At 49.4% G+C, this 22737-nt stretch carries 24 protein-coding genes; 21 read left to right on the forward strand and 3 right to left on the reverse strand.

Going from position 1 to position 22737, the window contains the following annotated elements:
• Window positions 1-4: 4 nt before the first annotated feature.
• The 3 genes from CXL14_RS07155 to CXL14_RS07170 all read left to right on the forward strand — a co-directional run bounded on the left by CXL14_RS07155 (window position 5) and on the right by CXL14_RS07170 (window position 1662).
• Window positions 5-310, forward strand: coding sequence for a barstar family protein (locus CXL14_RS07155; protein WP_088056415.1), 306 nt, complete (start codon window positions 5-7; stop codon window positions 308-310).
• A gap of 137 nt (window positions 311-447) precedes the next feature.
• On the forward strand, window positions 448-753 hold the full coding sequence (locus CXL14_RS07165; protein WP_088056416.1) for a barstar family protein: 306 nt from the start codon (window positions 448-450) through the stop codon (window positions 751-753).
• Window positions 754-867: 114 nt separating this feature from the next.
• Window positions 868-1662 (forward strand): SDR family NAD(P)-dependent oxidoreductase, encoded by a 795-nt coding sequence (locus CXL14_RS07170; protein WP_015418226.1) that lies wholly within the window; start codon window positions 868-870, stop codon window positions 1660-1662.
• 38 nt (window positions 1663-1700) lie between these two features.
• Here the strand turns inward: CXL14_RS07170 and CXL14_RS07175 are convergent, their stop codons facing one another.
• Window positions 1701-2591, reverse strand: coding sequence for a LysR family transcriptional regulator (locus tag CXL14_RS07175; RefSeq protein WP_017418907.1), 891 nt, complete (start codon window positions 2589-2591; stop codon window positions 1701-1703).
• Between the two features lie 151 nt (window positions 2592-2742).
• Here CXL14_RS07175 and CXL14_RS07180 point away from each other — a divergent pair, with 151 nt between their 5' ends.
• The 10 genes from CXL14_RS07180 to CXL14_RS07225 all read left to right on the forward strand — a co-directional run bounded on the left by CXL14_RS07180 (window position 2743) and on the right by CXL14_RS07225 (window position 10630).
• Window positions 2743-3282, forward strand: coding sequence for a GNAT family N-acetyltransferase (locus tag CXL14_RS07180; protein WP_003151702.1), 540 nt, complete (start codon window positions 2743-2745; stop codon window positions 3280-3282).
• A complete protein-coding gene (locus CXL14_RS07185) occupies window positions 3279-4091 on the forward strand; it encodes an amino acid ABC transporter substrate-binding protein (protein WP_014418889.1) in 813 nt (270 codons plus the stop codon). Before CXL14_RS07180 ends, CXL14_RS07185 begins: the two co-directional genes overlap by 4 nt.
• A gap of 25 nt (window positions 4092-4116) precedes the next feature.
• The gene (locus tag CXL14_RS07190) at window positions 4117-4929 is read left to right on the forward strand and encodes an amino acid ABC transporter substrate-binding protein (protein WP_095060532.1); all 813 of its coding nucleotides are present in this window, start codon (window positions 4117-4119) and stop codon (window positions 4927-4929) included.
• 22 nt (window positions 4930-4951) lie between these two features.
• Window positions 4952-5674 carry an amino acid ABC transporter permease gene (locus tag CXL14_RS07195; RefSeq protein WP_007409997.1) on the forward strand — a complete coding sequence of 241 codons (723 nt, stop codon included), beginning with the start codon at window positions 4952-4954 and terminating at the stop codon, window positions 5672-5674.
• A 15-nt stretch (window positions 5675-5689) separates the two neighbouring features.
• Window positions 5690-6397, forward strand: coding sequence for an amino acid ABC transporter permease (locus tag CXL14_RS07200; RefSeq protein ID WP_014418887.1), 708 nt, complete (start codon window positions 5690-5692; stop codon window positions 6395-6397).
• On the forward strand, window positions 6394-7173 hold the full coding sequence (locus CXL14_RS07205; RefSeq protein WP_014418886.1) for an amino acid ABC transporter ATP-binding protein: 780 nt from the start codon (window positions 6394-6396) through the stop codon (window positions 7171-7173). The genes CXL14_RS07200 and CXL14_RS07205 overlap by 4 nt, the downstream gene beginning before the upstream one ends.
• Window positions 7170-8177 carry an LLM class flavin-dependent oxidoreductase gene (locus CXL14_RS07210; protein ID WP_014418885.1) on the forward strand — a complete coding sequence of 336 codons (1008 nt, stop codon included), beginning with the start codon at window positions 7170-7172 and terminating at the stop codon, window positions 8175-8177. Before CXL14_RS07205 ends, CXL14_RS07210 begins: the two co-directional genes overlap by 4 nt.
• Before the next feature lie 11 nt (window positions 8178-8188).
• On the forward strand, window positions 8189-8476 hold the full coding sequence (locus CXL14_RS07215; protein ID WP_003151715.1) for a glutaredoxin family protein: 288 nt from the start codon (window positions 8189-8191) through the stop codon (window positions 8474-8476).
• Window positions 8473-9801 carry an LLM class flavin-dependent oxidoreductase gene (locus tag CXL14_RS07220; RefSeq protein WP_014418884.1) on the forward strand — a complete coding sequence of 443 codons (1329 nt, stop codon included), beginning with the start codon at window positions 8473-8475 and terminating at the stop codon, window positions 9799-9801. Before CXL14_RS07215 ends, CXL14_RS07220 begins: the two co-directional genes overlap by 4 nt.
• Window positions 9802-9994: 193 nt before the next feature.
• Window positions 9995-10630 carry an FMN-dependent NADH-azoreductase gene (locus CXL14_RS07225; protein ID WP_012118449.1) on the forward strand — a complete coding sequence of 212 codons (636 nt, stop codon included), beginning with the start codon at window positions 9995-9997 and terminating at the stop codon, window positions 10628-10630.
• 44 nt (window positions 10631-10674) lie between these two features.
• On the opposite strand, the gene CXL14_RS07230 is transcribed toward CXL14_RS07225, so the two are convergent.
• A complete protein-coding gene (locus CXL14_RS07230; protein WP_014418883.1) occupies window positions 10675-11715 on the reverse strand; it encodes an oxidoreductase in 1041 nt (346 codons plus the stop codon).
• 138 nt (window positions 11716-11853) lie between these two features.
• Here CXL14_RS07230 and csoR point away from each other — a divergent pair, with 138 nt between their 5' ends.
• From csoR to CXL14_RS07260, 6 genes are all read left to right on the forward strand, one after another.
• Entirely contained in the window at window positions 11854-12159 is a 306-nt protein-coding gene (gene csoR, locus CXL14_RS07235) for a copper-sensing transcriptional repressor CsoR (RefSeq protein ID WP_013353610.1), read from the forward strand.
• A 75-nt stretch (window positions 12160-12234) separates the two neighbouring features.
• Window positions 12235-12441, forward strand: a complete 207-nt coding sequence (gene copZ / locus CXL14_RS07240; protein WP_015240581.1) for a copper chaperone CopZ — start codon at window positions 12235-12237, stop codon at window positions 12439-12441.
• Window positions 12442-12524: 83 nt separating this feature from the next.
• Window positions 12525-14954 carry a heavy metal translocating P-type ATPase gene (locus tag CXL14_RS07245; protein WP_032863904.1) on the forward strand — a complete coding sequence of 810 codons (2430 nt, stop codon included), beginning with the start codon at window positions 12525-12527 and terminating at the stop codon, window positions 14952-14954.
• A 149-nt stretch (window positions 14955-15103) separates the two neighbouring features.
• Window positions 15104-17215 (forward strand): heavy metal translocating P-type ATPase, encoded by a 2112-nt coding sequence (locus CXL14_RS07250; protein ID WP_014418880.1) that lies wholly within the window; start codon window positions 15104-15106, stop codon window positions 17213-17215.
• Between the two features lie 117 nt (window positions 17216-17332).
• The gene (locus tag CXL14_RS07255) at window positions 17333-18004 is read left to right on the forward strand and encodes a disulfide bond formation protein BdbD (protein WP_012118444.1); all 672 of its coding nucleotides are present in this window, start codon (window positions 17333-17335) and stop codon (window positions 18002-18004) included.
• Entirely contained in the window at window positions 17994-18413 is a 420-nt protein-coding gene (locus CXL14_RS07260) for a disulfide oxidoreductase (RefSeq protein ID WP_014418879.1), read from the forward strand. Before CXL14_RS07255 ends, CXL14_RS07260 begins: the two co-directional genes overlap by 11 nt.
• 33 nt (window positions 18414-18446) lie before the next feature.
• On the opposite strand, the gene CXL14_RS07265 is transcribed toward CXL14_RS07260, so the two are convergent.
• Window positions 18447-19247 carry a zinc-dependent metalloprotease gene (locus CXL14_RS07265; protein ID WP_014418878.1) on the reverse strand — a complete coding sequence of 267 codons (801 nt, stop codon included), beginning with the start codon at window positions 19245-19247 and terminating at the stop codon, window positions 18447-18449.
• Window positions 19248-19469: 222 nt separating this feature from the next.
• Between CXL14_RS07265 and CXL14_RS07270 the strand changes: the two genes are divergently transcribed.
• Both CXL14_RS07270 and helD read left to right on the forward strand, forming a co-directional pair.
• Window positions 19470-20078 (forward strand): trimeric intracellular cation channel family protein, encoded by a 609-nt coding sequence (locus CXL14_RS07270; protein ID WP_007410017.1) that lies wholly within the window; start codon window positions 19470-19472, stop codon window positions 20076-20078.
• A gap of 171 nt (window positions 20079-20249) precedes the next feature.
• Complete coding sequence (gene helD, locus CXL14_RS07275; RefSeq protein WP_101287741.1) at window positions 20250-22565, forward strand: RNA polymerase recycling motor HelD; 2316 nt, start codon at window positions 20250-20252, stop codon at window positions 22563-22565.
• Window positions 22566-22737: the final 172 nt, after the last annotated feature.

The raw sequence follows: 22737 nt of genomic DNA on the forward strand, positions 1-22737 counted from the left end.
GTGAATGGAAATCGTCATCTTAGACGGAAAAGATGTTACAAGCACAGAAGCTTTACACCGAATCTTAAAAGATCAATTAGATTTCCCGGACTTTTATGGTGAAAATCTGAATGCCTTATGGGATTGTCTGACAGGCTGGATAGAATATCCGCTGACTTTGGTGTGGAAGAATTTTGAGGCCAGTCAAAAGGCATTGGGTTCGGATGCGGACGATGTCTTGGAGCTGCTTCAAGAGGCTCAGGAAGAGTTAGGGAATCGATTTGTCATTCAAATCGATCAGCCGTCAGCCGGGACAACGGACAGGCACTAAAAAGTGCGTACTTCCTCTCATCCATTTTTCTATCCGATAATAGGGACGGACTTCTTTATTCTAATGATGGGTTAATCTATAAAACAACAGACCATTATAAAACATTTCATAAAATAAAATAGTGGAAGGTGTTATTGATGTTAAAAGTCATCATAGACGGAAAAGATGTTACAAGCACAGAAGCTTTACACCGAATCTTAAAAGATCAATTAGATTTCCCGGACTTTTATGGTGAAAATCTGAATGCCTTATGGGATTGTCTGACAGGCTGGATAGAATATCCGCTGACTTTGGTGTGGAAGAATTTTGAGGCCAGTCAAAAGGCATTGGGTTCGGATGCTGAAGATGTATTAAGGATATTAAAAAAGGCTCAGGCAGAATTAGATGGTGAATTTTTCATTCAAATCGATCAGCCGTCAGCCGGGACAACGGACAGGCACTAAAAAGTGCGTACTTCCCCTCATCTATTTTTCTATCCGATAATAGGGACGGAAGGTTTCAGGCTTTCGATTTCTGTCCATATATAAGAAGAGACTTGCGATAGGGAGGAATGGATGATGGATTTGCAGTTGAAAGGGAAGACGGCGCTTGTGACAGGATCTACGTCAGGCATCGGGAAGGCGATTGCGGCTTCGCTGATTGCAGAAGGTGCGGCCGTGATCATTAACGGCCGCCGTGAAGAAAAGGTGAACGAAACGATCCGGGAACTAGAGAAACAGACGCCGGATGCCCGTCTCTATCCGGCCGCATTTGATTTAGGCACGGCGGAAGGATGCGGCGCGATTTTTCAGCAGTACCCTGATGTGGATATTCTCGTCAACAATTTAGGAATCTTTGAACCTGCGGAATACTTTGATATTCCTGACGAAGAGTGGCTCCGGTTTTTCGAGGTGAATATCATGAGCGGCGTGAGGCTGACACGCCGGTATGCAAAGCGGATGATTGAACGGAAGGAAGGGCGGGTGATTTTTATCGCGAGTGAAGCGGCCGTCATGCCTTCTCAGGAAATGGCCCATTACAGCGCTACGAAAACGACGCAGCTGTCGCTGTCACGCAGTCTGGCCGAGCTCACGGAAGGGACGAATGTGACGGTGAATACGGTCATGCCCGGCTCCACGAAAACAGAGGGCGTCGAAACAATGCTCGAGTCGCTTTATCCCGGTGAAAACCTGACCGCGGCGGAGGCGGAGAGACGATTTATGAAGGAAAATCGTCCGACGTCGATCATTCAGCGATTGATCCGTCCGGAAGAAATCGCCCACTTTGTCGCCTTTTTAAGCAGCCCGCTGTCGTCTGCCATTAACGGATCTGCATTGCGGATCGACGGCGGCTTGGTGCGGAGCATTATATAAGATGAACGTAAAAAAACCCCCGTAAAGCGGGGGTTTTTTTAATGCGGATCACGCTGAAACCGGCCGATGATCCTGCTGATTAAATCTTTTGTGGCACAGTCAAAATGCTCTTCTTTTTGGTTTGTCAACAGCCCGACCGGCGGTGAAATTGTTAAGTTATTGATCGGAATGACCTTCGTGCCCTCGATCGGTTCTGAGTGCGCCGTCGCCGTAAAGATTGAGACGCCGATATTTTCCCTGACATAGTATTGATGAGCCATGCTGCTGGTCAGCTCCATTTTTCGATAGCGGCTCCCGATGGCACGCTGCAGGTGCTGTTCAATTTGAATCCGGATCGGGCAATTGGCGGGCGTGAAAATCAGGCATTCATTTTCTAAATCCTCGAGATTGACGCTTGCTTTGTCGGCAAGGGGATGTCTGTCTGACACGATGACATTGAGCGAGTCATGGAAAAACGGATCGAAATAATTTTCCAGAATCAGCTCCGGCTCGCCGCATACGGCAAAATCAATGGCGCCCTCCAGCAGTTTGCGGCTGCATGTATTGGCATCATCCACGCTGACATTGACCGACATGTCAGGATAATCATGTAAGAAACCCCGCAGTACGGCAGGGAAGATCAGGCTTGCCGTCGGTTCGGATATGCCGATCTGAATAAGGCCGGCCTGGCCCTGTCTGATGTCGGCCAAAGTATGGTCAAGCACCTCGTATTGCGCGAGAAGCTGCCCGGCCCGCTCATGAAACAGCCGCCCCGCCCTTGTCAGTTTCAGCTTCTTTCCCCGTTCAAACAGCTGCGCGCCTACATCCTGTTCCAGCTGTTTAATCCGCATTGAAATCGTCGGCTGTGAGTAGTTCAGAATTTCGGCGGCCTTATAAAAGCTGCCTGACTGTACGATGGTATGAAACGTTTTAATGGTGCGTAATTCCAACGAAATCCCCTCCCGGCTGTTCATTAATTTTCTTGAACCTTTCCTTTACTTTTTTTGATTAGTCAAATAAATCAGTTTGCTTTATAGTATAAACAATCAAAGCTTAGTAAACAAATTGGAATTATATATTTTTGCGGGGAGAGTGACCGGAATGAGTGAAGACATATTTCGATTGGCTGAGAAAAAGGATGCGCCGGAGTTTTTAGAGCTGCTGTACAGCGCGTTTCAGCCGATCCGCAATTTGGAGATTGACTGGCCGTCGGCGCGGGCCGACATCGATATGGTAACAGAAAATATTGAAAATCATTCAGCCGTCGTGCTCGAACGGGACGGACGGCTTCTTTCAACAATAACGATCCGTTTTCCGTGGGAGAGTGACACGCCTCCGTCAAAATATCCGTTCGTCTGGTGGTTTGCGACGCTTCCTGAGCTGAAGGGGCAGGGCATCGGCAGCAAACTTTTGACTTATGTGGAAGAACACGTGCTGCGGGATACGCTGAAGGCCCCGGCCATCACGCTCGGCACTTCGGCGCGCAAGCATCCCTGGCTTGTAGATATGTACAGACGGAGGGGGTATGAAGTGTATTTTGAGCAGGAGAAAGACGGAGACATCGGAGTCATGATGAGAAAGGTGCTCATACCGGAGCGGTTTGACGCGTCGCTGTTAGGCACACCGAGCTGGGCGCAATGATAAAAAAACGGATCAGAGCCGGCTGTCTGCTTCTGCTGCTCGGCGTGCTGGCCGGGTGCGGGCAAGGAGAAAGCACAAAAGCGGGGAGCGGCGTGCAGACCGTCATTGTCGGCACGGGAACTGATTTTCCGAACATTGCTTTTATGGATGAAAAAGGCGAGCTGACCGGCTATGACATTGAAGTGATGAAAGCCATTGATAAACAGCTGCCGCAATACAAATTTGTCTTTAAGACGATGGATTTTTCGAATCTGCTCACAAGTCTCGGAAACCGGAAAATTGACGTGATCGCGCACAATATGGCGAAAAATAAGGAACGGGAGAAACGCTTTTTGTATCACAAGATCCCGTATAACTACTCGCCGATGTACATCACGGTGAAGGCGGATAATGACGCGATACACACGCTCCGGGATTTAAAAGGGAAAACCGTCATCGTCGGCGCGACGTCAAACGCGGCGGACTATATGACGGCATACAACAAAACCCACGGCAGCCCGATACATTTGAAATACGCCGGGCAGGGCAGCAATGATACAGCAAACCAAATTGAGACGGGACGCGCTGACGCCACCGTATCCACGCCGTTTGCCGTCGATTTTCAAAATAAGACGCACGCGTTCAAACAAAAAACGGTCGGTGATGTGCTGCTGGATACCGAGGTGTATTTTATGTTCAATAAAAACAGCCAAACCCTGGCGGACGATACGGATCGGGCGATTCAAAAGCTTGAGAAGGACGGCACATTGAAAAGGCTGAGTGAAAAATGGCTCGGCGCGGATTATTCAAAATCAAGTTTCACGAAATAATTGAAGCAGAAAACGGGGCGATCACATGAAAATAAGATTGGCGGTCATGTCATTAACAATTGCCGCAACGGCGGCGTTATCAGCCTGCGGCGCGGGCGGGGAGGCGGCATCAGGCAATCAGAAAAACGTGAACAACATCACGGTCGGCACGGGAACTCAATTTCCGAATATTTGCTTTATTGATGATAAGGGCAAATTGACGGGCTACGACGTTGAGCTGGTGAAAGAGCTTGACAGGCGCCTGCCGGACTATCGTTTCACTTTTAAAACGATGGATTTCTCCAACCTGCTTGTCAGCCTCGGCCAGCATAAAGTCGATATCGTAGCCCATCAAATGGAGAAAAGCGCCGAACGGGAGAAAAAATTTCTGTTCAATCAAGTCGCGTATAACAACTTCCCGCTGAAAATCACGGTGCTTCAAGAAAACGGGAACATTCACGGCATTGAGGACTTGAAAGGGAAGCGGGTCATTACGAGTCCGACGTCAAACGGCGCGCTTGTGCTGAAAAAATGGAATGAAAAACACGGCAGTCCGTTTGAAATCGCTTATGCCGGCCAAGGTTCAAACGATGCGGCCAATCAGCTGAAATCCGGCCGCGCCGATGCGACGATTTCTACGCCGTTTGCCGTCGATTTCCAAAACAAAACGAGCGCGGTCAAAGAAAAAACAGTCGGCGGGGTGCTGTCAAATGCCAAAGTGTTCTTTATGTTTAACAAAAATGAACAAACGCTGAGCGATGACATTGATAAAGCCCTGCAGGAAATCATTGATGACGGCACGCTTAAAAAGCTGAGTGAAAAGTGGCTCGGCGCGGATTATTCAAAGGAGCAATATTAAGTGAAAAAGAGAGGGATCGGCAATGGAAAAAGCGTTTGATATCAGTATGATCGCGTCCTTTGTGCCGACATTGCTCGGGTATTTGCCCGTCACGCTGTATATATTGGCGGTGTCTTTGCTGTTCGGCTTTCTATTGGGGCTGCTTTTGGCGCTGCCCCGCATCTATCGCATTCCCGTCTTGAATCAGTTTGCGAAGCTGTATATCTCTTTTTTCAGAGGAACGCCTATCATGGTGCAGCTGTTCATTGTATTTTACGGCATTCCGGCGCTCACGGCGCTCGCCGGAATTGATACCTCCAAAATGGACCCTTTGTATGCGGCCATCGCCACGTATGCGCTGAGCAGCGCGGCAAGAGCGGCCGAAATCATCAGGGGAGGTGTGAACAGCGTCGACCGCGGGCAGGCGGAGGCGGCGTTCAGCATCGGGCTGAACGGGGGGCAGACATTCCGGCGCATCATTCTGCCGCAGGCGCTTGTGCAGGCCTTTCCCAACATCGGGAATATGGTGATCGGTTTCTTAAAAGATACATCACTCGCTTTTTCGATCGGGGTGATGGATATGTCGGGCAGAGGACAGACCTTGATTACATCGAGCAATCATTCTTTAGAAGTGTATATCTCGCTTTCTGTTCTGTATTATGCGGCCGCCCTTTTATTTGAATGTGTCTTCAGATGGGCCGAAAAACGAATCAAGAAAGATGAGACGCGCCTTGTGACGGTTTTTGACATGAGCGCGCACGGCTGAAAAGGAGGGAGAACAGTGGAGCTGGACATTCCGTTTATCGGCACTGCGATAAAACAAATGGTGAAAACCGTTCCGCTTACATTGGCGATGACGGTCATTCCGATTATCACCGGATTTTTCATAGCTCTCGGCAATATCACGGTGCGTATATTCCGCATCAAATGGCTGCTGGCCTGCTCATCGTTTTACGTGTCTTTTTTCCGCAGCACCCCGGCGATTCTCCATATTATGCTGATTTATTTAGGGATTCCGCTGATTGCCGATCAATTCAGCCGCGCGTTTCATCTCGGCTGGTCGGCCAATCAGATTCCGGTCGCCGTGTTTGTCATCATGGCACTGTCATTAACGGCAGGCGCTTATATGACGGAAATTCTCCGATCCGGGATCATGGCCGTCGATACAGGGCAGGCGGAGGCGGCATATTCAATCGGCCTGACGCGGGGACAGATGATTCGGCGCGTGGTTCTGCCGCAGGCGTTCATGATATCGCTGCCGAACTTCACCAATATAGGCATCGGCTTTTTGCATACCACTTCCATCGCGGCAATTGTTGCAGTGCCTGAAATTACAGGAACGGCGACGATTGCGGCATCCGATAACTATGCGTTTCTGGAAGCATTTATCGGGGCGGCCGTGATTTATTGGGGATTAACGCTGATTCTCGAAGCTGTAAACAGTCTGGCGGAAAAAAGAGCGGCCAGATATCAAGGAGGCGCATTATGATCGAAATCCGAAACATTCAGAAACATTTTGGCAGTCATCACGTGCTAAAGGGGATCAATTTAAGTGTCCGGAAAGGAGAAGTCGTGACCATCATCGGCCCGAGCGGTTCCGGGAAAACCACTTTTCTGCGCTGCCTTAATTTACTTGAGCGGCCGGATGAGGGCGCCATTTCGCTGCACGGTGAAGTCATTAACTGCAAAAAGCCTGCCAAAAAAGACATTCTCAGACTGAGGAAACAGACGGCGATGGTTTTTCAGCAATATCATTTGTTTTCGCATAAAACGGCGATTCAAAATGTCATGGAAGGCCTGACGGTCGCAAGGAAAATGAAAAAAACAGATGCGTACGCCATTGCCGAGCGGGAACTGGCCAAGGTGGGGCTTCAAGATAAATTGCACGCCTATCCGAATCAGCTATCGGGAGGACAGAAGCAGCGGGTCGGAATTGCCCGGGCGCTTGCCATTCATCCTGATGTGATGCTGTTTGACGAACCGACCGCAGCCCTTGATCCGGAGCTTGTCGGCGAGGTGCTCGATGTGATGCTTAACATTGTGCGGACCGGCGCCACCATGATCATTGTCACACATGAAATGGAATTCGCCAGAAGAGTGTCCGACCAAATTGTGTTTATGGATGAAGGAGCAATCGTGGAACAAGGAACGCCTGAGGAAGTCTTTTACAAGACGAAAAAAGAAAGAACGAAGAAGTTCCTCCGCCGCGTGCTGCCTGATTACGGTTATGACATAAAAGAGCGCATAAAGGAGCCTGTCGTATGATTCGTTTAAGCATTTTAGACCAAAGTGTCACCGCGGAAAACCAAACCGCAGAAGAAGCCTTGCGGCAAACGGTGAAATTGGCTCAGGAGGCCGAACAATACGGATATGACCGTTTCTGGGCGGCGGAGCATCATAACAATGAAGAGATAGCAGGATCAGCTCCGGAAATTGTTCTGGGGTATCTTGCCGCAAGCACGAAAAAAATCCGTCTCGCATCCGGCGGGGTGATGCTGCAGCATTACAGTCCTTATAAAGTGGCGGAGCAGTTCCGGGTTCTGTCCGCCCTTGCTCCCGGCCGTGTGGCGCTCGGTGTCGGCAAAGCGCCCGGCGGATTTCAGCTGTCAACCGATGCGCTGCAGCGGGAGCTTATTCAGCCCGCCCGTTTATTTGAAGAAAAGCTTGAGGAGCTGACTCATTTCATCCGAAATGATTTTCCGGACTCGCACCGCTACGCGTCATTGCGGCCGGCGCCGCATACTGAGTATGCGCCTGACCTCTTTTTGCTCGGCGGCAGCGCGGAAAGCGCGATATCCGCGGCCAAACTCGGCATTTCCTTCGTTTTCGCCTATTTCATAAACGGTGAAGAGGCTGCGTTAGAAAAAGCGCGCCACGCCTTTGACGAGCATCTGCCGAAAGGGTCGAAGGCGGAATTTCACCTTGCGCCGATGGTATTTACCGCGCATACAAAAGCAGAAGCGGAAAAACACGTGGTATCGCGTGAGTCGGTCAAAATCATTCTCGAAGACGGCAAAAAGGTGAATGTCGGTTCCCGGGAACAAGCGGCAGCGTTTCTTGAACAAGTCACGCAGCCATATAAGCTGATTACACAAAAGACGGGTGTGATTGCCGGGACAAAAGAAGAGGCCGCCGCCGAGCTGCGACGATTATCCGTTCAATACAGCATTACTGATTTTGTGATTTTGTCGCCTATCAAAAACGCTGAGGAAAAACGATTGTCTTACCGGCTGTTAAGCGAAGCGGTGCAGCCGGCCCCACAATTATAGGAGGGATGAACATGAGTCATGAAGTAAACGTAGTGGTCTGGAGCAAACAGGGCTGCTCCTATTGCGATGAAGTGAAAGGATATTTGCGGGAAAAAGCCGTTGCATACGAAACAATTGATGTGACAGAGCGGGATGAATTGCGTGACGTGCTGCAGACGAAGTACGGCATCCGTCATGTCCCCGTCGTTGAAATCGGCAGCGGTGACAGCCGTGTGTATCAGGCCGTTACTCAAGTCGGCATTGAACATGTAGAACGGGCGCTTGCCGATTACGAGGGGAAAAAGGGGGAGAGAAAATGAACCGGACGGATCTTATTCAATTCGGAGCCATGATTCACGGTGTCGGCGGCACAACGGACGGCTGGCGTCATCCCGACGCCGATCCGACAGCAAGCACGAATGCGGCGTTTTACAGGCAAAAAGCGCAGACTGCTGAAAGAGGGCTGTTCAGCTTTGCTTTTATTGCGGACGGCTTGTTCATTTCTGAAAAGTCCATCCCGCACTTCTTAAATCGGTTTGAGCCGATCACTATTTTATCGGCGCTTGCCGCATCTACAACCCATCTTGGTTTAATCGGCACATTTTCCACATCGTTCACTGAGCCGTTCACCATCGCAAGACAGCTGATGTCTCTTGACCATATCAGCGGCGGCCGGGCGGGCTGGAATCTCGTCACCTCTCCGCAGGCGGGAGCCGCGCGCAATCACAGCAAAGAAAGCCTTCCCGACCACAGCCGGCGCTATGCCATCGCCCAGGAACATGTGGACGTGGTGCGCGGTCTGTGGAATTCCTGGGAAGAAGATGCCTTCGTCCGCAACAAAGAAACCGGGCAGTTTTTTGACCCTGACAAACTGCATCGCCTGTATCACAAAGGCGAGTATTTTCAAGTGGAGGGCCCGCTGAATATCGGCCGGTCCAAACAGGGAGAGCCGGTCGTTTTCCAAGCGGGGTCTTCAGAAACCGGCCGGTCGTTTGCCGCGAGGAATGCAGATGCAGTCTTTACGCACTCCAATTCACTTGAGGAAACGAAAGCTTTTTATGATGATGTGAAGAAGCGGGCGGCGGATTACGGCCGGGACGCTTCCAAGCTGCGGATCTTTCCGGGAATCAGTCCGATTATAGCCGGTTCACAAGAAGAAGCGGAAGCGAAATACCAAGAATTTGCCGAGCTCATTCCGGTAGAGAACGCTGTTAAATATGTGGCCAGATTCTTTGACGATTATGATCTGAGCCGTTTTCCGCTGGATGAGCCGTTTCCTGATTTGGGCGACGTCGGGAAAAACGCGTTTCAAAGCACGACAGACCGTATCAAAAGAGAGGCGAAAGCCCGGAATCTTACGCTGCGTCAAGTGGCGCGCGAAGCCGCGTTTCCGCGAACCCATTTTATCGGCACACCGGAACGTGTGGCATCATTAATTGCAACATGGTTTCAGCGGGAAGCGGCGGACGGATTTATTATTCATTCTGACATTCCGGGCATGCTTGAAGCCTTTGTGGATCAAGTCATACCGATCCTTCAGGAAAAGGGGCTGTACCGAAAAAGCTATCCGGCCGATACACTGCGGGGGAATCTCGGATTGGATATTCCGGCCTGCAGACCCAATCCGATTTTGAGCAGAAACTGAGGTTTCTGCTTTTTCTGCTGCTTGCCATTCCCGTCATTACAGCCTTTTCAAAAAAATATACTGATTTCGAGATATTATTGTTGCTAAATGATTTTTTTGTAACTATAATTATTACAGAACTGATCAGTATAAAAAAACATTCATATTTCATAATAAATGTGTGTGTAATCTGAAAACGAAAGGGCTGTTTATAATGGCAAAAGTACTTTATATCACTGCTCATCCTCATGATGAAAAGACATCTTACAGCATGGCGACAGGAAAAGCGTTTATCGATTCTTATAAAGAATCAAACCCGAATGATGAGGTTGTACATATCGACCTTTACAAAGAGAACATTCCTCATATCGACGCGGATGTATTCAGCGGCTGGGGAAAACTTCAATCCGGCACAGGTTTTGAAGAGCTTTCTGAAAACGAAAAAGCGAAAGTCGGCCGTCTGAACGAGCTGAGCGATCAATTCGCGGCAGCTGATAAATACGTATTCGTCACACCGCTTTGGAACTTCTCATTCCCGCCGGTTATGAAAGCGTACCTTGATTCCGTTGCTGTAGCCGGAAAATCATTCAAATATACAGAGCAAGGCCCGATCGGTCTGTTGACAGACAAAAAAGCGCTCCACATTCAGGCGCGCGGAGGCTATTACTCCGAAGGACCGGCGGCTGATATGGAAATGGGCCACCGTTACATCGGCATCATGATGAACTTCTTCGGCGTTCCTTCTTTCGACGGATTAATCGTTGAAGGCCATAATGCTGAACCGAATAAAGCACAGCAAATTAAAGAAGATGCGATTGCCCGCGCGAAAGAAGCCGGAAAATCATTCTGATCTTAAAAAAACCTCCCCGCCGTACGGCTGGGAGGTTTTTCATATTAAAGGGCAATCGTCCGTTTTTGTTCGCTGCTTTTCATCGCCGCTTCAATAACACGGATGACATCGATGCCTTCTTTTGCCGTAACGGGAAGCGGTTTTCCGTTTAAGATGCTGTCTGCCAGCAGTTTGTAGTACGTAAGGTAAGAGCCGTTCTCAGAGGGGATTGTTTCTGTATGCCTTTTCTCATCCGCTGCGGTTGTCAGCTCTCCGAAGTTGTCAGGATCATCGGCGCCCCAGCTGTCGTCAACCGGCTTTTTGCCCGCTAAAAGCGCGTCTTCCTGCCCATCCATTCCGTATTTGATAAAGCTAGCATTCCGTCCGTGAATCTGATAGCGCGGGCCGCTTGCCGCATTCATGGAGCCGGATTGAAGGATGACTTGAAGCTTGCCGTAATGGAGGGCGGCCAGAAAATAATCAACGGTTTCGCTGTTGTCCCGCTGCTTCATCACATGTGCGGTGACGGATTCCGGCATTCCGAAAAGCAGAAGTGTCTGGTCAATAATATGTGAACCGAGATCATACAGCGTTCCCGTGGCGGGTCCGTTCTTTTCGCGCCATTTTTCCTGTACAACCGGGTTGTATAGATCGTAGCTGACTTGATATGTATGAATGTCTTGAAGCGCCCCGTCCCGAATCAGCTTTTGTATCGTTAAAAAGTCATTGTCCCAGCGGCGGTTGTGGTACACGCTCAGTAAGACGCCTTTATCTTCAGCCGTTCTTCTCAGTTCCTCCGCTTCTGCTGAAGTCGCCGTCATCGGTTTTTCCACGACGGTGTGTTTTCCCGCCAGGAGACATTTCATCGCTGATTCATAATGCATTCCGCTCGGTGTCGTGACGATGACGAGGTCAATGTCAGGATCACCGGTAATGTCTTCAATCGCGCGCACGGCTTCAGCCCCCGGCAGATCACGTTTGACCTCCTCCGTTCTGGAGGTCATGACTTTTTTGATCTGATAATCATCAAGGACGTCCAAAAGCGGCGCATGAAAGACTTTACCCGACAAACCATATCCCAATATGCCAACCTGTATCGTTTTCAATGAATTTCCCCCTCTTGATATGTGGTAACAATATATACCCCGCGGGTGTACTGGTAAAACTTGTGTGTTGAAAATTTTTTACACCGGATTTTCAAGTCTGTATAATGAAGATAACGAAGAAAAAAACCGAGGTGGAAAATGGACAAACATACCGAGCATCAATCGTTAAATCATAAAAGCGCCAAAGAAAAAGATCAGATCCTGAACCGGCTGAAACGGATTGAAGGCCAGGTCAGGGGCATTCAGAATATGGTGGAGAACGAACGATACTGCGTGGATATTCTCGTGCAGATTTCAGCCGTACAGGCAGCCATGCAGAAAGTCGCGTTTCATCTGCTGGAAGATCACGCCCATCACTGCGTAGCCGGCGCCATTGAGAGCGGAAACGGGGAGCAGGCGATTGCCGAGCTGCTTGACGTTGTGAAAAAAATCGCAAAATCGTAAAATAAAATGTTTTGAAATACCCTACAGGGGTATGGTAACATGAAGAAGAAAAAACAAGACGTGGAGGGAATCATCATGGAACAAAAAACACTGCAAGTCGAAGGCATGTCCTGTCAGCACTGCGTCAAAGCAGTAGAGACCGGAGTAGGAGAACTGAACGGAGTGACGGCGGTTCAGGTGAAATTGGAAGCCGGACAGGTGGATGTGACGTTTGATGAGAACAAAGTCTCCGTATCAGATATAAAAGATGCGATTGAAGATCAAGGTTATGACGTCGTATAGGATTTATCGCGCTGCGGAAACGGGCGCGGTTTTCTTTTATCATAATTATACCCCCCTGGGGTTTATGAAGAGAGATGAGGACATTGAGTGAACCGAAAGAAATGACCATTCAAGTGGGGGGCATGACATGCGCCGCCTGCGCTTCAAGAATTGAAAAAGGGCTGAAACGGATGGACGGCGTCAATGACGCTTCCGTCAATCTTGCGCTTGAGACTTCAAACATTTCCTATCACCCTGACAAAATCGAAGCAAGCGCCATAAAAGGAAAAATTGAAAAACTCGGCTATCACGTCGTGACGGAAAAAGCCGAGTTTCAGATTGAAGGCATGACGTGCGCCGCTTGCGCCAACCGGATTGAAAAGCGCCTGAACAAAATAGGGGGAGTTGACAGCGCACCGGTGAATTTCGCACTGGAAACAGTCACCGTTGAATACAATCCGAAAGAGGTGACACCGAAAGAGCTGAAAGAGACCGTGGCAAAACTCGGCTACAGATTAGACGAGAAGAAAGCGGTTGATGGAGACGGCGGATTATCCCAAAAGGAGAAAGAGCAGCGAAAACAGCTGATCAGGCTGATATTTTCTGCCGTTCTCTCCTTTCCGCTTCTATGGTCGATGGTCAGCCATTTTTCTTTTGCTTCTTTTATCTGGATGCCGGATATCCTGATGAATCCGTGGCTGCAATTCGCGCTTGCCACCCCGGTGCAGCTCGTCATCGGCTGGCCTTTTTATACGGGAGCGTACAAGGCGCTGAGAAACAAAAGCGCCAATATGGATGTTCTCGTTGCGCTCGGAACGACGGCCGCTTACGCATACAGCCTGTACATGACGATTGCGTCTCTCGGACGAGACGGACATGTTGAGGGGCTTTATTATGAAACGAGCGCTATTTTGCTGACTTTGATTTTGCTTGGAAAGCTTTTAGAGATGAAAGCGAAAGGCCGCTCATCAGAAGCGATTAAAAAGTTAATGAAGCTTCAGGCGAAGACGGCGGCGGTTGAGCGGGAAGGGAAGGTACAGGTGATTCCGATTGATGAGGTCCGGACGGGGGACATCGTATATGTGAAACCGGGAGAACGCGTCCCTGTCGATGGCGAAGTGATTGAAGGCCATTCCGCAATTGATGAATCGATGATTACGGGAGAGAGCATGCCTGTCGATAAGTCTCCCGGAAGCACTGTCACCGGGGCGACAATCAATGCAAACGGCTTTCTCAAAATCAGAGCGGTGAATGTCGGGAAAGATACCGCGCTTGCACACATTATTAAAATCGTGGAAGAAGCCCAAGGATCAAAAGCCCCCATTCAGCGGCTCGCGGATCACATTTCAGGCATTTTCGTCCCGATTGTGCTGGGGCTGGCCGTGCTGACTTTTCTCATTTGGTATGTATGGGCCGCGCCGGGACAGTTTTCTGAAGCGATCGGCAAATTCATCGCCGTGCTTGTCATTGCCTGTCCGTGCGCACTCGGGCTCGCCACACCGACGAGCATTATGGCGGGCTCGGGCCGCGCAGCTGAATTCGGCATTCTTTTTAAAGGCGGAGAGCATTTAGAAAAAACACAGCGTCTGACGACAATCGTACTGGATAAAACAGGAACGGTGACAAACGGCAGACCGGTTCTGACAGATGCCGTACCGGCAGAGGGAATGAACGAAGAGGAACTCCTGCGGCTGGCGGCGGCCGCCGAAACGGGATCAGAGCACCCGCTTGGAGAAGCCATCGTGTCAGGAGCCGAAAAACGGGGGATTGCCATCCCGAAAATCACCCGGTTCCAAGCCCGGATCGGTTCCGGAATCTATGCAGAGGCTGACGGCAGAACGATTCTAGCCGGATCAAGACGGCTGATGGAATCAGAACACATTGAACATGAGGCGCTGCTTCCGCAAATGGCCCGCTTGGAGGCGGAAGGAAAAACGGTGATGCTTATTGCGGCAGACGGCAAAGCGGCGGGGCTTATCGCAGTCGCCGATACAATCAAAGAAACATCTCCGGCCGCGGTGAAACGCCTGAATGATATGGGGCTTGACGTCATCATGATGACCGGTGACAACAAAAAGACCGCAGAAGCCATTGCAAAAGCCGCGGGCATCGGCAGCGTGATCGCCGAAGTGCTTCCCGAACAAAAGGCGGCGGAAATTTCCCGGCTGCAAAAAGAAGGCCGGCGCGTGGCGATGGTCGGTGACGGCATCAATGATGCTCCGGCGCTGGCTGTGGCCGATATCGGAATGGCCATCGGCACCGGCACAGATATCGCAATGGAAGCGGCGGATATTACGCTGATCCGCGGTGACCTGAACGGCATTGCCGACGCCATCGGCATGAGCAGGCTGACCATGAGAAACATCAAGCAGAATTTAGGCTGGGCATTGGGATACAACAGCATCGGCATTCCGATTGCGGCATCCGGCTTTCTGGCCCCGTGGGTGGCAGGCGCTGCCATGGCGTTCAGCTCAGTATCGGTCGTGCTTAATGCTTTGCGTTTACAGAAGGTGAAAAAAGACAAAATGGGCTGATGCCTGTTTTGTCTTTTTTATTGACACTTTATTCAAAGCCTGCATATAATAGAGAAAACACATATATGAGTATATGTTCATATATATAAATTCGTTTAGCTGTATTGATGTTATGGGAATCCTATTACGGAAAGTAGGGTGAGTCGAAAATGAAAGCAGCCAAAGGTGAATTTGTATTAGACGGACTTGATTGCAGCAACTGTGCAAAAAAAATAGAAAACGGCGTAAAAGCCATTGACGGCATAGACGGTTGTGCTGTCAATTTTGCGGCAAGCACCATCACGGTCTCAGCCGGCGGCAAAAACGAGCAATGGATGAAAGACGAAGTTGCGAAAAAAGTAAAGTCCATTGATCCTCATGTGACCGTCCGTGCGAAACATGAAGATAAACCCGGCGAGGATGAATACCGCAAAAAGCTGCACCTGATGTTAGTGAGGCTGGCAGCGGGAGCCGTTTTGGCCGTCATCGCTTACTTCGCGCACACGGGCGCCGTCCTTGAGTTTCTGCTCTTTTTTGCTTCATATTTGATCATCGGCGGCGATATCGTAGCCAGAGCGGGAAAAAACATTGTCCGCGGCCAGGTATTTGATGAGCATTTTCTGATGGCGCTTGCCACGATCGGCGCATTTGTGATTCATCAGTATCCGGAAGGCGTCGCGGTCATGCTGTTCTACCAAATCGGTGAATTGTTTCAGGGAGCGGCCGTCAGCCGATCCAGAAAATCGATCAGCGCGTTATTGGACATCCGTCCTGAGTACGCCAATGTGAAAACGGAAAACGGCATGACTGCCGTTCCGCCGCAGGACGTCAAAGTCGGACAGGTCATCGTCGTGAATCCCGGAGAACGGATTCCGCTGGACGGAAAGGTGCTGAGCGGTTCTTCGATGGTTGATACATCCGCTTTAACGGGCGAATCCGTGCCGAGAAAAGCGGAGCCGGGGCAAGATGTGATGGCCGGATTTATGAATCAGAACGGCGTGCTTCATATTGAAACCTCTAAAGGATATGAAGACTCTGCCGTGTCAAAAATATTGGATCTGGTCGAAAATGCGGCCGGACGTAAAGCGAAAACGGAAAACTTTATTACGAAGTTTGCAAAGTATTATACACCGGCCGTTGTCATTGTTGCGGTGCTTCTCGCCTTTTTACCGCCGCTTCTCGTGCCTTCAGCCGCGCTATCCGACTGGGTGTACCGCGCGCTGATTTTCCTTGTGATTTCTTGTCCGTGCGCACTCGTCGTCTCCATTCCGCTCGGGTTTTTCGGCGGTATCGGAGCTGCGTCTAAAGCAGGGGTGCTCGTGAAAGGCAGCAACTATTTAGAAGCGCTCAATCAGGTGGCATACGCCGTGTTTGATAAAACGGGAACCTTAACGAAAGGCAATTTCGCCGTTACTGATATCAAACCGGCGGCGGGGTTTACAAAAGACAGCCTGCTTCATGCGGCCGCGCTTGCGGAAGTCCATTCCAATCATCCGATTGCTTCTTCCATCCGTGAAGCTTACAATCAACCGCTCGCGGCAGACGAGATTGAAGAATATGAAGAAATACCCGGACACGGCATTCGGGTGAAAATCGGCGGATCAACGATTTTGGCCGGAAATCAAAAACTGATGGCAAAAGAACAAATCGCTTCGGGCACAGCTGAAAACAACGGAACCGTCGTCTATGTCGCCGTTGATCAGCGGTATGCGGGGGCGATCGTGATCGCCGACGAAATCAAAGAGGACGCCAAACAGGCCATTGCCAATTTAAAAGCGCTCGGCGTGAAGCGGACAGTGATGCTGACGGGTGATTCAAAGCAGACCGGAGAAGCTGTCGGCCGAGAGCTCGGTATTGATGACGTGTACACAGAGCTTTTGCCGGGTGACAAGGTAGACCGCGTCGAAGAACTTGAAGCGGCGCTTGCACCGAATGAAAAACTGATGTTTGTCGGCGACGGGATTAATGATACGCCTGTGCTTGCCAGAGCTGACATCGGAGCTGCCATGGGGGCTCTCGGCTCTGATGCCGCCGTCGAAGCGGCCGATGTCGTCCTGATGACAGACCAGCCGTCAAAAGCAGCCGAAGCCATCCGGATTGCACGCCGCACACGCCGGATCGTCTGGCAGAACATCGGATTTGCTTTAGGCGTAAAAATCATTTTTCTCCTGCTTGGCGCATTCGGATTTGCCACCATGTGGGAAGCGGTCTTTTCAGATGTAGGCGTCACGCTGATCGCTGTTGCCAACGCGATGCGCGTCATGAGAGTGAAAGCGGAATAATTGTCAAAGATAATTCGTTTTTCAGGGTTTTCTTAAACAAGGTTGTCTTGGTAAAATAGAGAAGCGGGCCATCCGGCATCCGCTTCTTTTTTATTTTAAAAACAATGAGGTGTCTGAGTGAAAAAGAAACAATCGTCTGCGAAATTTGCGGTGATACTGACGTTAATCGTTGTCGTTTTATTTGCGGCCATCGTAATTATTAACAACCAAACGGAAAAAGCGGGCGAAACAGTCGCCGAACAGCCTTCCATTAAAGGACAGCCCGTGCTCGGCAAAGACAGCGCGCCTGTTACGGTAGTTGAATTCGGAGATTACAAATGTCCGTCATGCAAAGTATTTAACAGCGATATCTTTCCGAAAATCAAAAAAGATTTTATCGATAAAGGCGACGTGAAATTTTCATTTGTGAACGTCATGTACCACGGAAGCGGCTCGCGTCTGGCGGCTCTTGCTTCAGAAGAGGTGTGGAAAGAAGACCCGGCATCATTCTGGGCTTTCCATGAAAAGCTGTTTGAACAGCAGCCGTCAAGCGAACAGGAATGGGTCACGCCTGCATTGCTTGAAAAAACGGTCAAAAGCACCGCGAAAAAGGTTGATCCTGACAAGCTGAAGGAAAACCTTGATAAAGAAACCTTTGCAAAAGAGCTGAAAGCTGACACTGACCTGAATGATAAATTAAACATTACGGCGACACCGACGATTTATGTAAATGACAAGGTGATTAATGACTTCTCTAAATATGATGAGATTTCAAAAACGATTAAGAAAGAGCTGAAAAATGAAAAATAGAATCGTGTTTTTATATGCTTCTTGGGTGATAGCTCTTGCTGCCATGCTCGTCAGCCTTTATTTCAGCGAGATCAGAAAATTCATACCGTGCGAGCTGTGCTGGTATCAAAGAATTCTCATGTACCCGCTTGTCCTGATTTTAGGAATCGCCACCTTCCAGGGTGACACGCGCGTGAAAAAATATGTGCTGCCGATGGCCGTCATCGGCGCATTTATATCGACCATGCATTACCTTGAGCAGAAGGTGCCCGGTTTCAGCGGCATCAAGCCGTGTGTCTACGGCGTGCCTTGCTCATCTGAATATATTAACTGGTTCGGTTTCATTACCATTCCTTTCTTGGCATTGACGGCATTTATTCTCATTATTATCTGCATGTGTTTTGTCAAAACGGAACGCACGGCAAAATAAAGAGCCTGCTCCATGGGAGCGGCTCTTTTTCTATTATTTGTACCAAGCTTTATTTGTCGCAATCTGTCTGTTATGGGAGCTGTCCCAAATATCCACGGAATAGGCATAATCATAATTCATGACGCAGCGGATGCCGCTGCCTTGGGCGTCATGCTGAAGTCCGAAGTTATGGGAAAACTCGTGCTGTGCCGCTTTCGCCGTGTTGGCCGTTCCTTGATCAAGGTTCACGCTGAAAGCCGGGCCGCTCGGTTTGCCGTTATATACATACGCGATACCGCCGGCGTCAAAACTTGATTTTGCGGTAAAACCGACGACAAAATGATAATTTTGATTTCTGAAGCTGCCTTGGAGATTCGATAAAATCTGAGAACTGTTTGAGCCGGAGGAATTCCAAGCCTGCACGGCCTGTACGACGAAATCAATGTTGTGATCACGGTTAAAAGCGACATCCGCCTGCTCCACGATCTGGACGATTCGCGTTTGCCAGTCGCTGTATTTGGCGCGGTATTCAGCGTCCGCCACCGCCAGCACTCTGACCTTCTGGCTGCCCGTACCGGCTTTAGTTGAGGCTTTATCCTGACTGACATTGGCATTAAATCGTTTCGTGCCGACCTGCTTGCCGTTTTCATCCAGAATTTTTGTGTCAACCGTCTGTTCAACTTGGACCGGGCCCTTCAGATCTTTAAAATGATCGGCTTTCGGAAGCGGGTTCGTATACACCGTTTTCGCCGGCTCCGCATGAGTGTGCGAATGTGTATGGCTTTCGGCTGACGGCAGGCCGGGAATTAATCCGGCGGCCAATAAAACAGGAAAAACAAGTGAACTGATTTTCATCTCATAACCCCCTTTTTGTTAGAGAAAGTATTCAATGAAACTTCTAATAAACCTTCCATTAAAGTATAAAATAGGAAAATACTCTCGCTCTCAGCCGTTGCGGGTGAGGTTGTCCCGGATTAGGAATCAGAATCTTTCAAAAATAAGGTTGATTTTAAGAGAAAGCGATTATAAAATCTAATGGTCGTCAGAAAATTTAACAAATAAAAAGGAGCATATGGAATGGCCTGGGAGCTGCTTAGTGTAATCGGCATCATTGCGTTTGCGGTCAGCGGAGCGATTGTTGCGATGGAAGAGGAGTATGATATTTTAGGCGTGTATATTTTGGGGATTGTAACGGCGTTCGGCGGAGGAGCCATCCGAAATCTGCTGATCGGTGTTCCGGTCTCCGCCTTGTGGGAGCAAGGCGCGTTTTTTCAAATCGCTCTCGCATCAGTTACGATTGTCTTTTTGTTTCCGAAGCTGCTGTTAAGGCATTGGAGTAAATGGGGCAACCTATCCGATGCCATCGGGCTTTCGGCGTTTGCCATCCAAGGCGCTTTATATGCCGTGAAAATGGGCCATCCGCTCAGTGCGGTGATTGCGGCAGCGGTCCTGACCGGCAGCGGGGGCGGCATCATACGGGATCTTCTTGCCGGACGAAAGCCGCTTGTGCTGAAAGCGGAAATTTATGCGGTCTGGGCCGCGCTCGGAGGGTTAATCGTGGGCCTCGGCTGGGCCGGGGATGCCGCCGGTTTGTATGTGCTGTTTCTTGTGCTTGTGGCATGCCGCATCTGCAGTTATGTGTTCAGGTGGCGCCTGCCGAATCGTTCCTATCATATAGATCAGTAAAAAACCGATTTCACAAACGAAATCGGTTTTTTTTCATAACGGCTTCTGATAAAAAAAGACGCCCGATATGATAAGAAAAAGGGTATTTGACCATAATGCTGAATAATATGTTGCATATATGTTTGTATGATGAAAGCCGGATTTGTCAGCTTGATGTCGGAGGTGCCGCTGATGGCAAAACGTGATAAAGAGTGGAAAGAAGAGCAGGAAAGAATCAATTTTGTCATGAAGGAACTGGAACAGAAACAAACTCATCTTGAAGCCTCATCGGGCGGATTGAAGCAGGATATTGTGGGCTTGAGAAAAACGTTTTGGGATGATGTCACCGTGAATATGGATGATGCCCACGAAGCGGCTGAGACATTTTCAAGCATTAAACAGCAGGCAGAAATGCTTTCTGAACGTGAACGGACTCATCGGCTTCAATATCGGCAGCTTCAAAAAATCCAAAAGCTGAAAACCTCTCCTTACTTCGGCCGTGTCGATTTTACGGAAAAAGGGGAGTCCTCTTCCGAGCGGATTTATATCGGGCTGACTTCTTTGATGGATGAAAACAACGAGCAATTTCTCATTTACGATTGGCGCGCGCCCATCTCATCTCTTTACTATCAATATTCCCCGGGAAAAGCCCGCTATGAAGTTCCGGAAGAAACGATAGAGGGAGACATCACACTGAAGCGGCAGTTTATCATTAAAAACGGGACGCTTAAAGCGATGTTTAACACGGATATGACGATTGGTGACGAAATGCTGCAAGAGGTGCTGAGCGGCCATTCCGGACAGCATATGAAAAACATCGTGTCAACCATCCAAAAAGAACAGAACGAAATCATCCGGGATGAAAAAAGCAAATATCTCATTGTTCAGGGAGCCGCCGGAAGCGGGAAAACATCCGCGGCGCTTCAGCGGGCCGCTTACTTGCTGTACCGCGGGCGCGGGGTGCTTGATGCCCGTCAGATTGTATTGTTTTCCCCGAACATTTTGTTCAACAGTTATGTGTCCGCCGTATTGCCGGAATTGGGAGAAGAGAATATGGAGCAGGCCACCTTTCAGGAATATATCATCCGCCGGCTCGGACGAAAGTTTGATTGTGAAAGCCCGTACGAGCAGCTTGAATATTGCCTGACTGAACAAAACCAGGACGCACTTTCCGTAAGGCTCGCAGCCATTGCTTACAAAGCGTCATCAGCTTTCCAGGCCATGATTGACCGCTATGCCGGCTCGCTTTCCGGCTCGGGCCTGATGTGTAAACAGATCAGCTTCCGGGGAGACATCCTGATTTCAAAAGAGCGGATTGAAGACTATTTTTATTCGCTTGATCAGCAGCTGCCGATTCCGAACAGAGCGGAGCTGACGGCGGAATGGCTTCTCGCGGAAATCAGCGCTCTCGAAAAAAAGGAGCGTAAGAAGGAATGGGTCTTGCAGGAGATCGAGCTGCTTGATAAGGAAGACTATGCTGAGGTTTATCAAACACTCAAGAAGCAGGCGGCAGATGATGAACCTGCATTTGACGACCATCAGCGCGAACAGCGGCTGCTTGGCGCCATTATTGTCGGCAAAGCCTTTAAACCGATTAAGCAGGCCGTCAGACGGCTCGGCTTTCTCGATATAAAACGGATGTATCTCCGGCTGTTTTCAGACTGGGGAGCTGCTGAAAAGCCCGATCATTGGGAGAGCATCGGCGCTTTGACCAGAAACGCATTTGCAGAACGGTCACTTCCGTATGAAGATGCCGCCCCGTATCTGTATTTGCAGGATCTGTTAGAAGGAAAAAGAAAAAACACACAAATGAAGCACGTCTTCATTGATGAAGCGCAGGATTATTCCCCATTTCAGCTCACGTATATTCAAAGCATCTTCCCAGCGGCAAAGATGACGGTGCTCGGTGATGTCAGCCAGTCGATTTATGCCCACACCATTACGGGCCCTTCTTCCCTCGCCGGCTGCTTTCGCAATGGTGCAGAAAAGTATGTCAGCCTGAAGCGGACTTACAGATCGACGCGGCAGATTGTTGAATTTACGAAAGCGCTGCTGGCTGACGGCGATGATATTGAGCCTTTTAACCGGAACGGGGAAAAACCTCGTGTTTTGCGGACGGATACAGAAAATGCGCGGCGGGAACAATTGGCGGATACAATCCGGGAGCTCAGACAAAAAGGCTGGGAGACGGTCGCCGTCATCTGCAAAACGGCCGCGGAAGCCAAAAAAGTGTTTCAGGCGGTCAGCGACGGTAGCGGTGTCCGCTTGATCAATAAAGAAAACCAGCCTTTTCAAAAAGGGGTATGCGTCATTCCCGTGTATTTGGCAAAAGGCATTGAGTTTGACGCCGTCATTGCCGCTGACGCCTCTGCTGCCCAGTACAAAAGCGAACATGACCGTAAGCTGTTATATACGGCCTGTACGCGGGCGATGCATCATCTGACCGTATTGTCTCCGGGAGAACCCTCTCCTTTTATAAAAGAAGTGCCCGCCGGCTTATTCGTGTAAGCCCTTTGCCAAGTGCAAAGGGCTTTTTATCATTAGTAATCTTAATCATTGTCATCATGATTATATATTTTACTTACATACAAACTTTCGGTAAAGTTTCAATTAGAATATTATTTTGACAATTCCTATAGAAATAACGTACGTTACGTTTAATTCCTTGTGAGGTGGATAT

Origin of the sequence: Bacillus sp. SJ-10, assembly GCF_002843505.1 — a bacterium.
Taxonomy (GTDB): domain Bacteria; phylum Bacillota; class Bacilli; order Bacillales; family Bacillaceae; genus Bacillus; species Bacillus velezensis.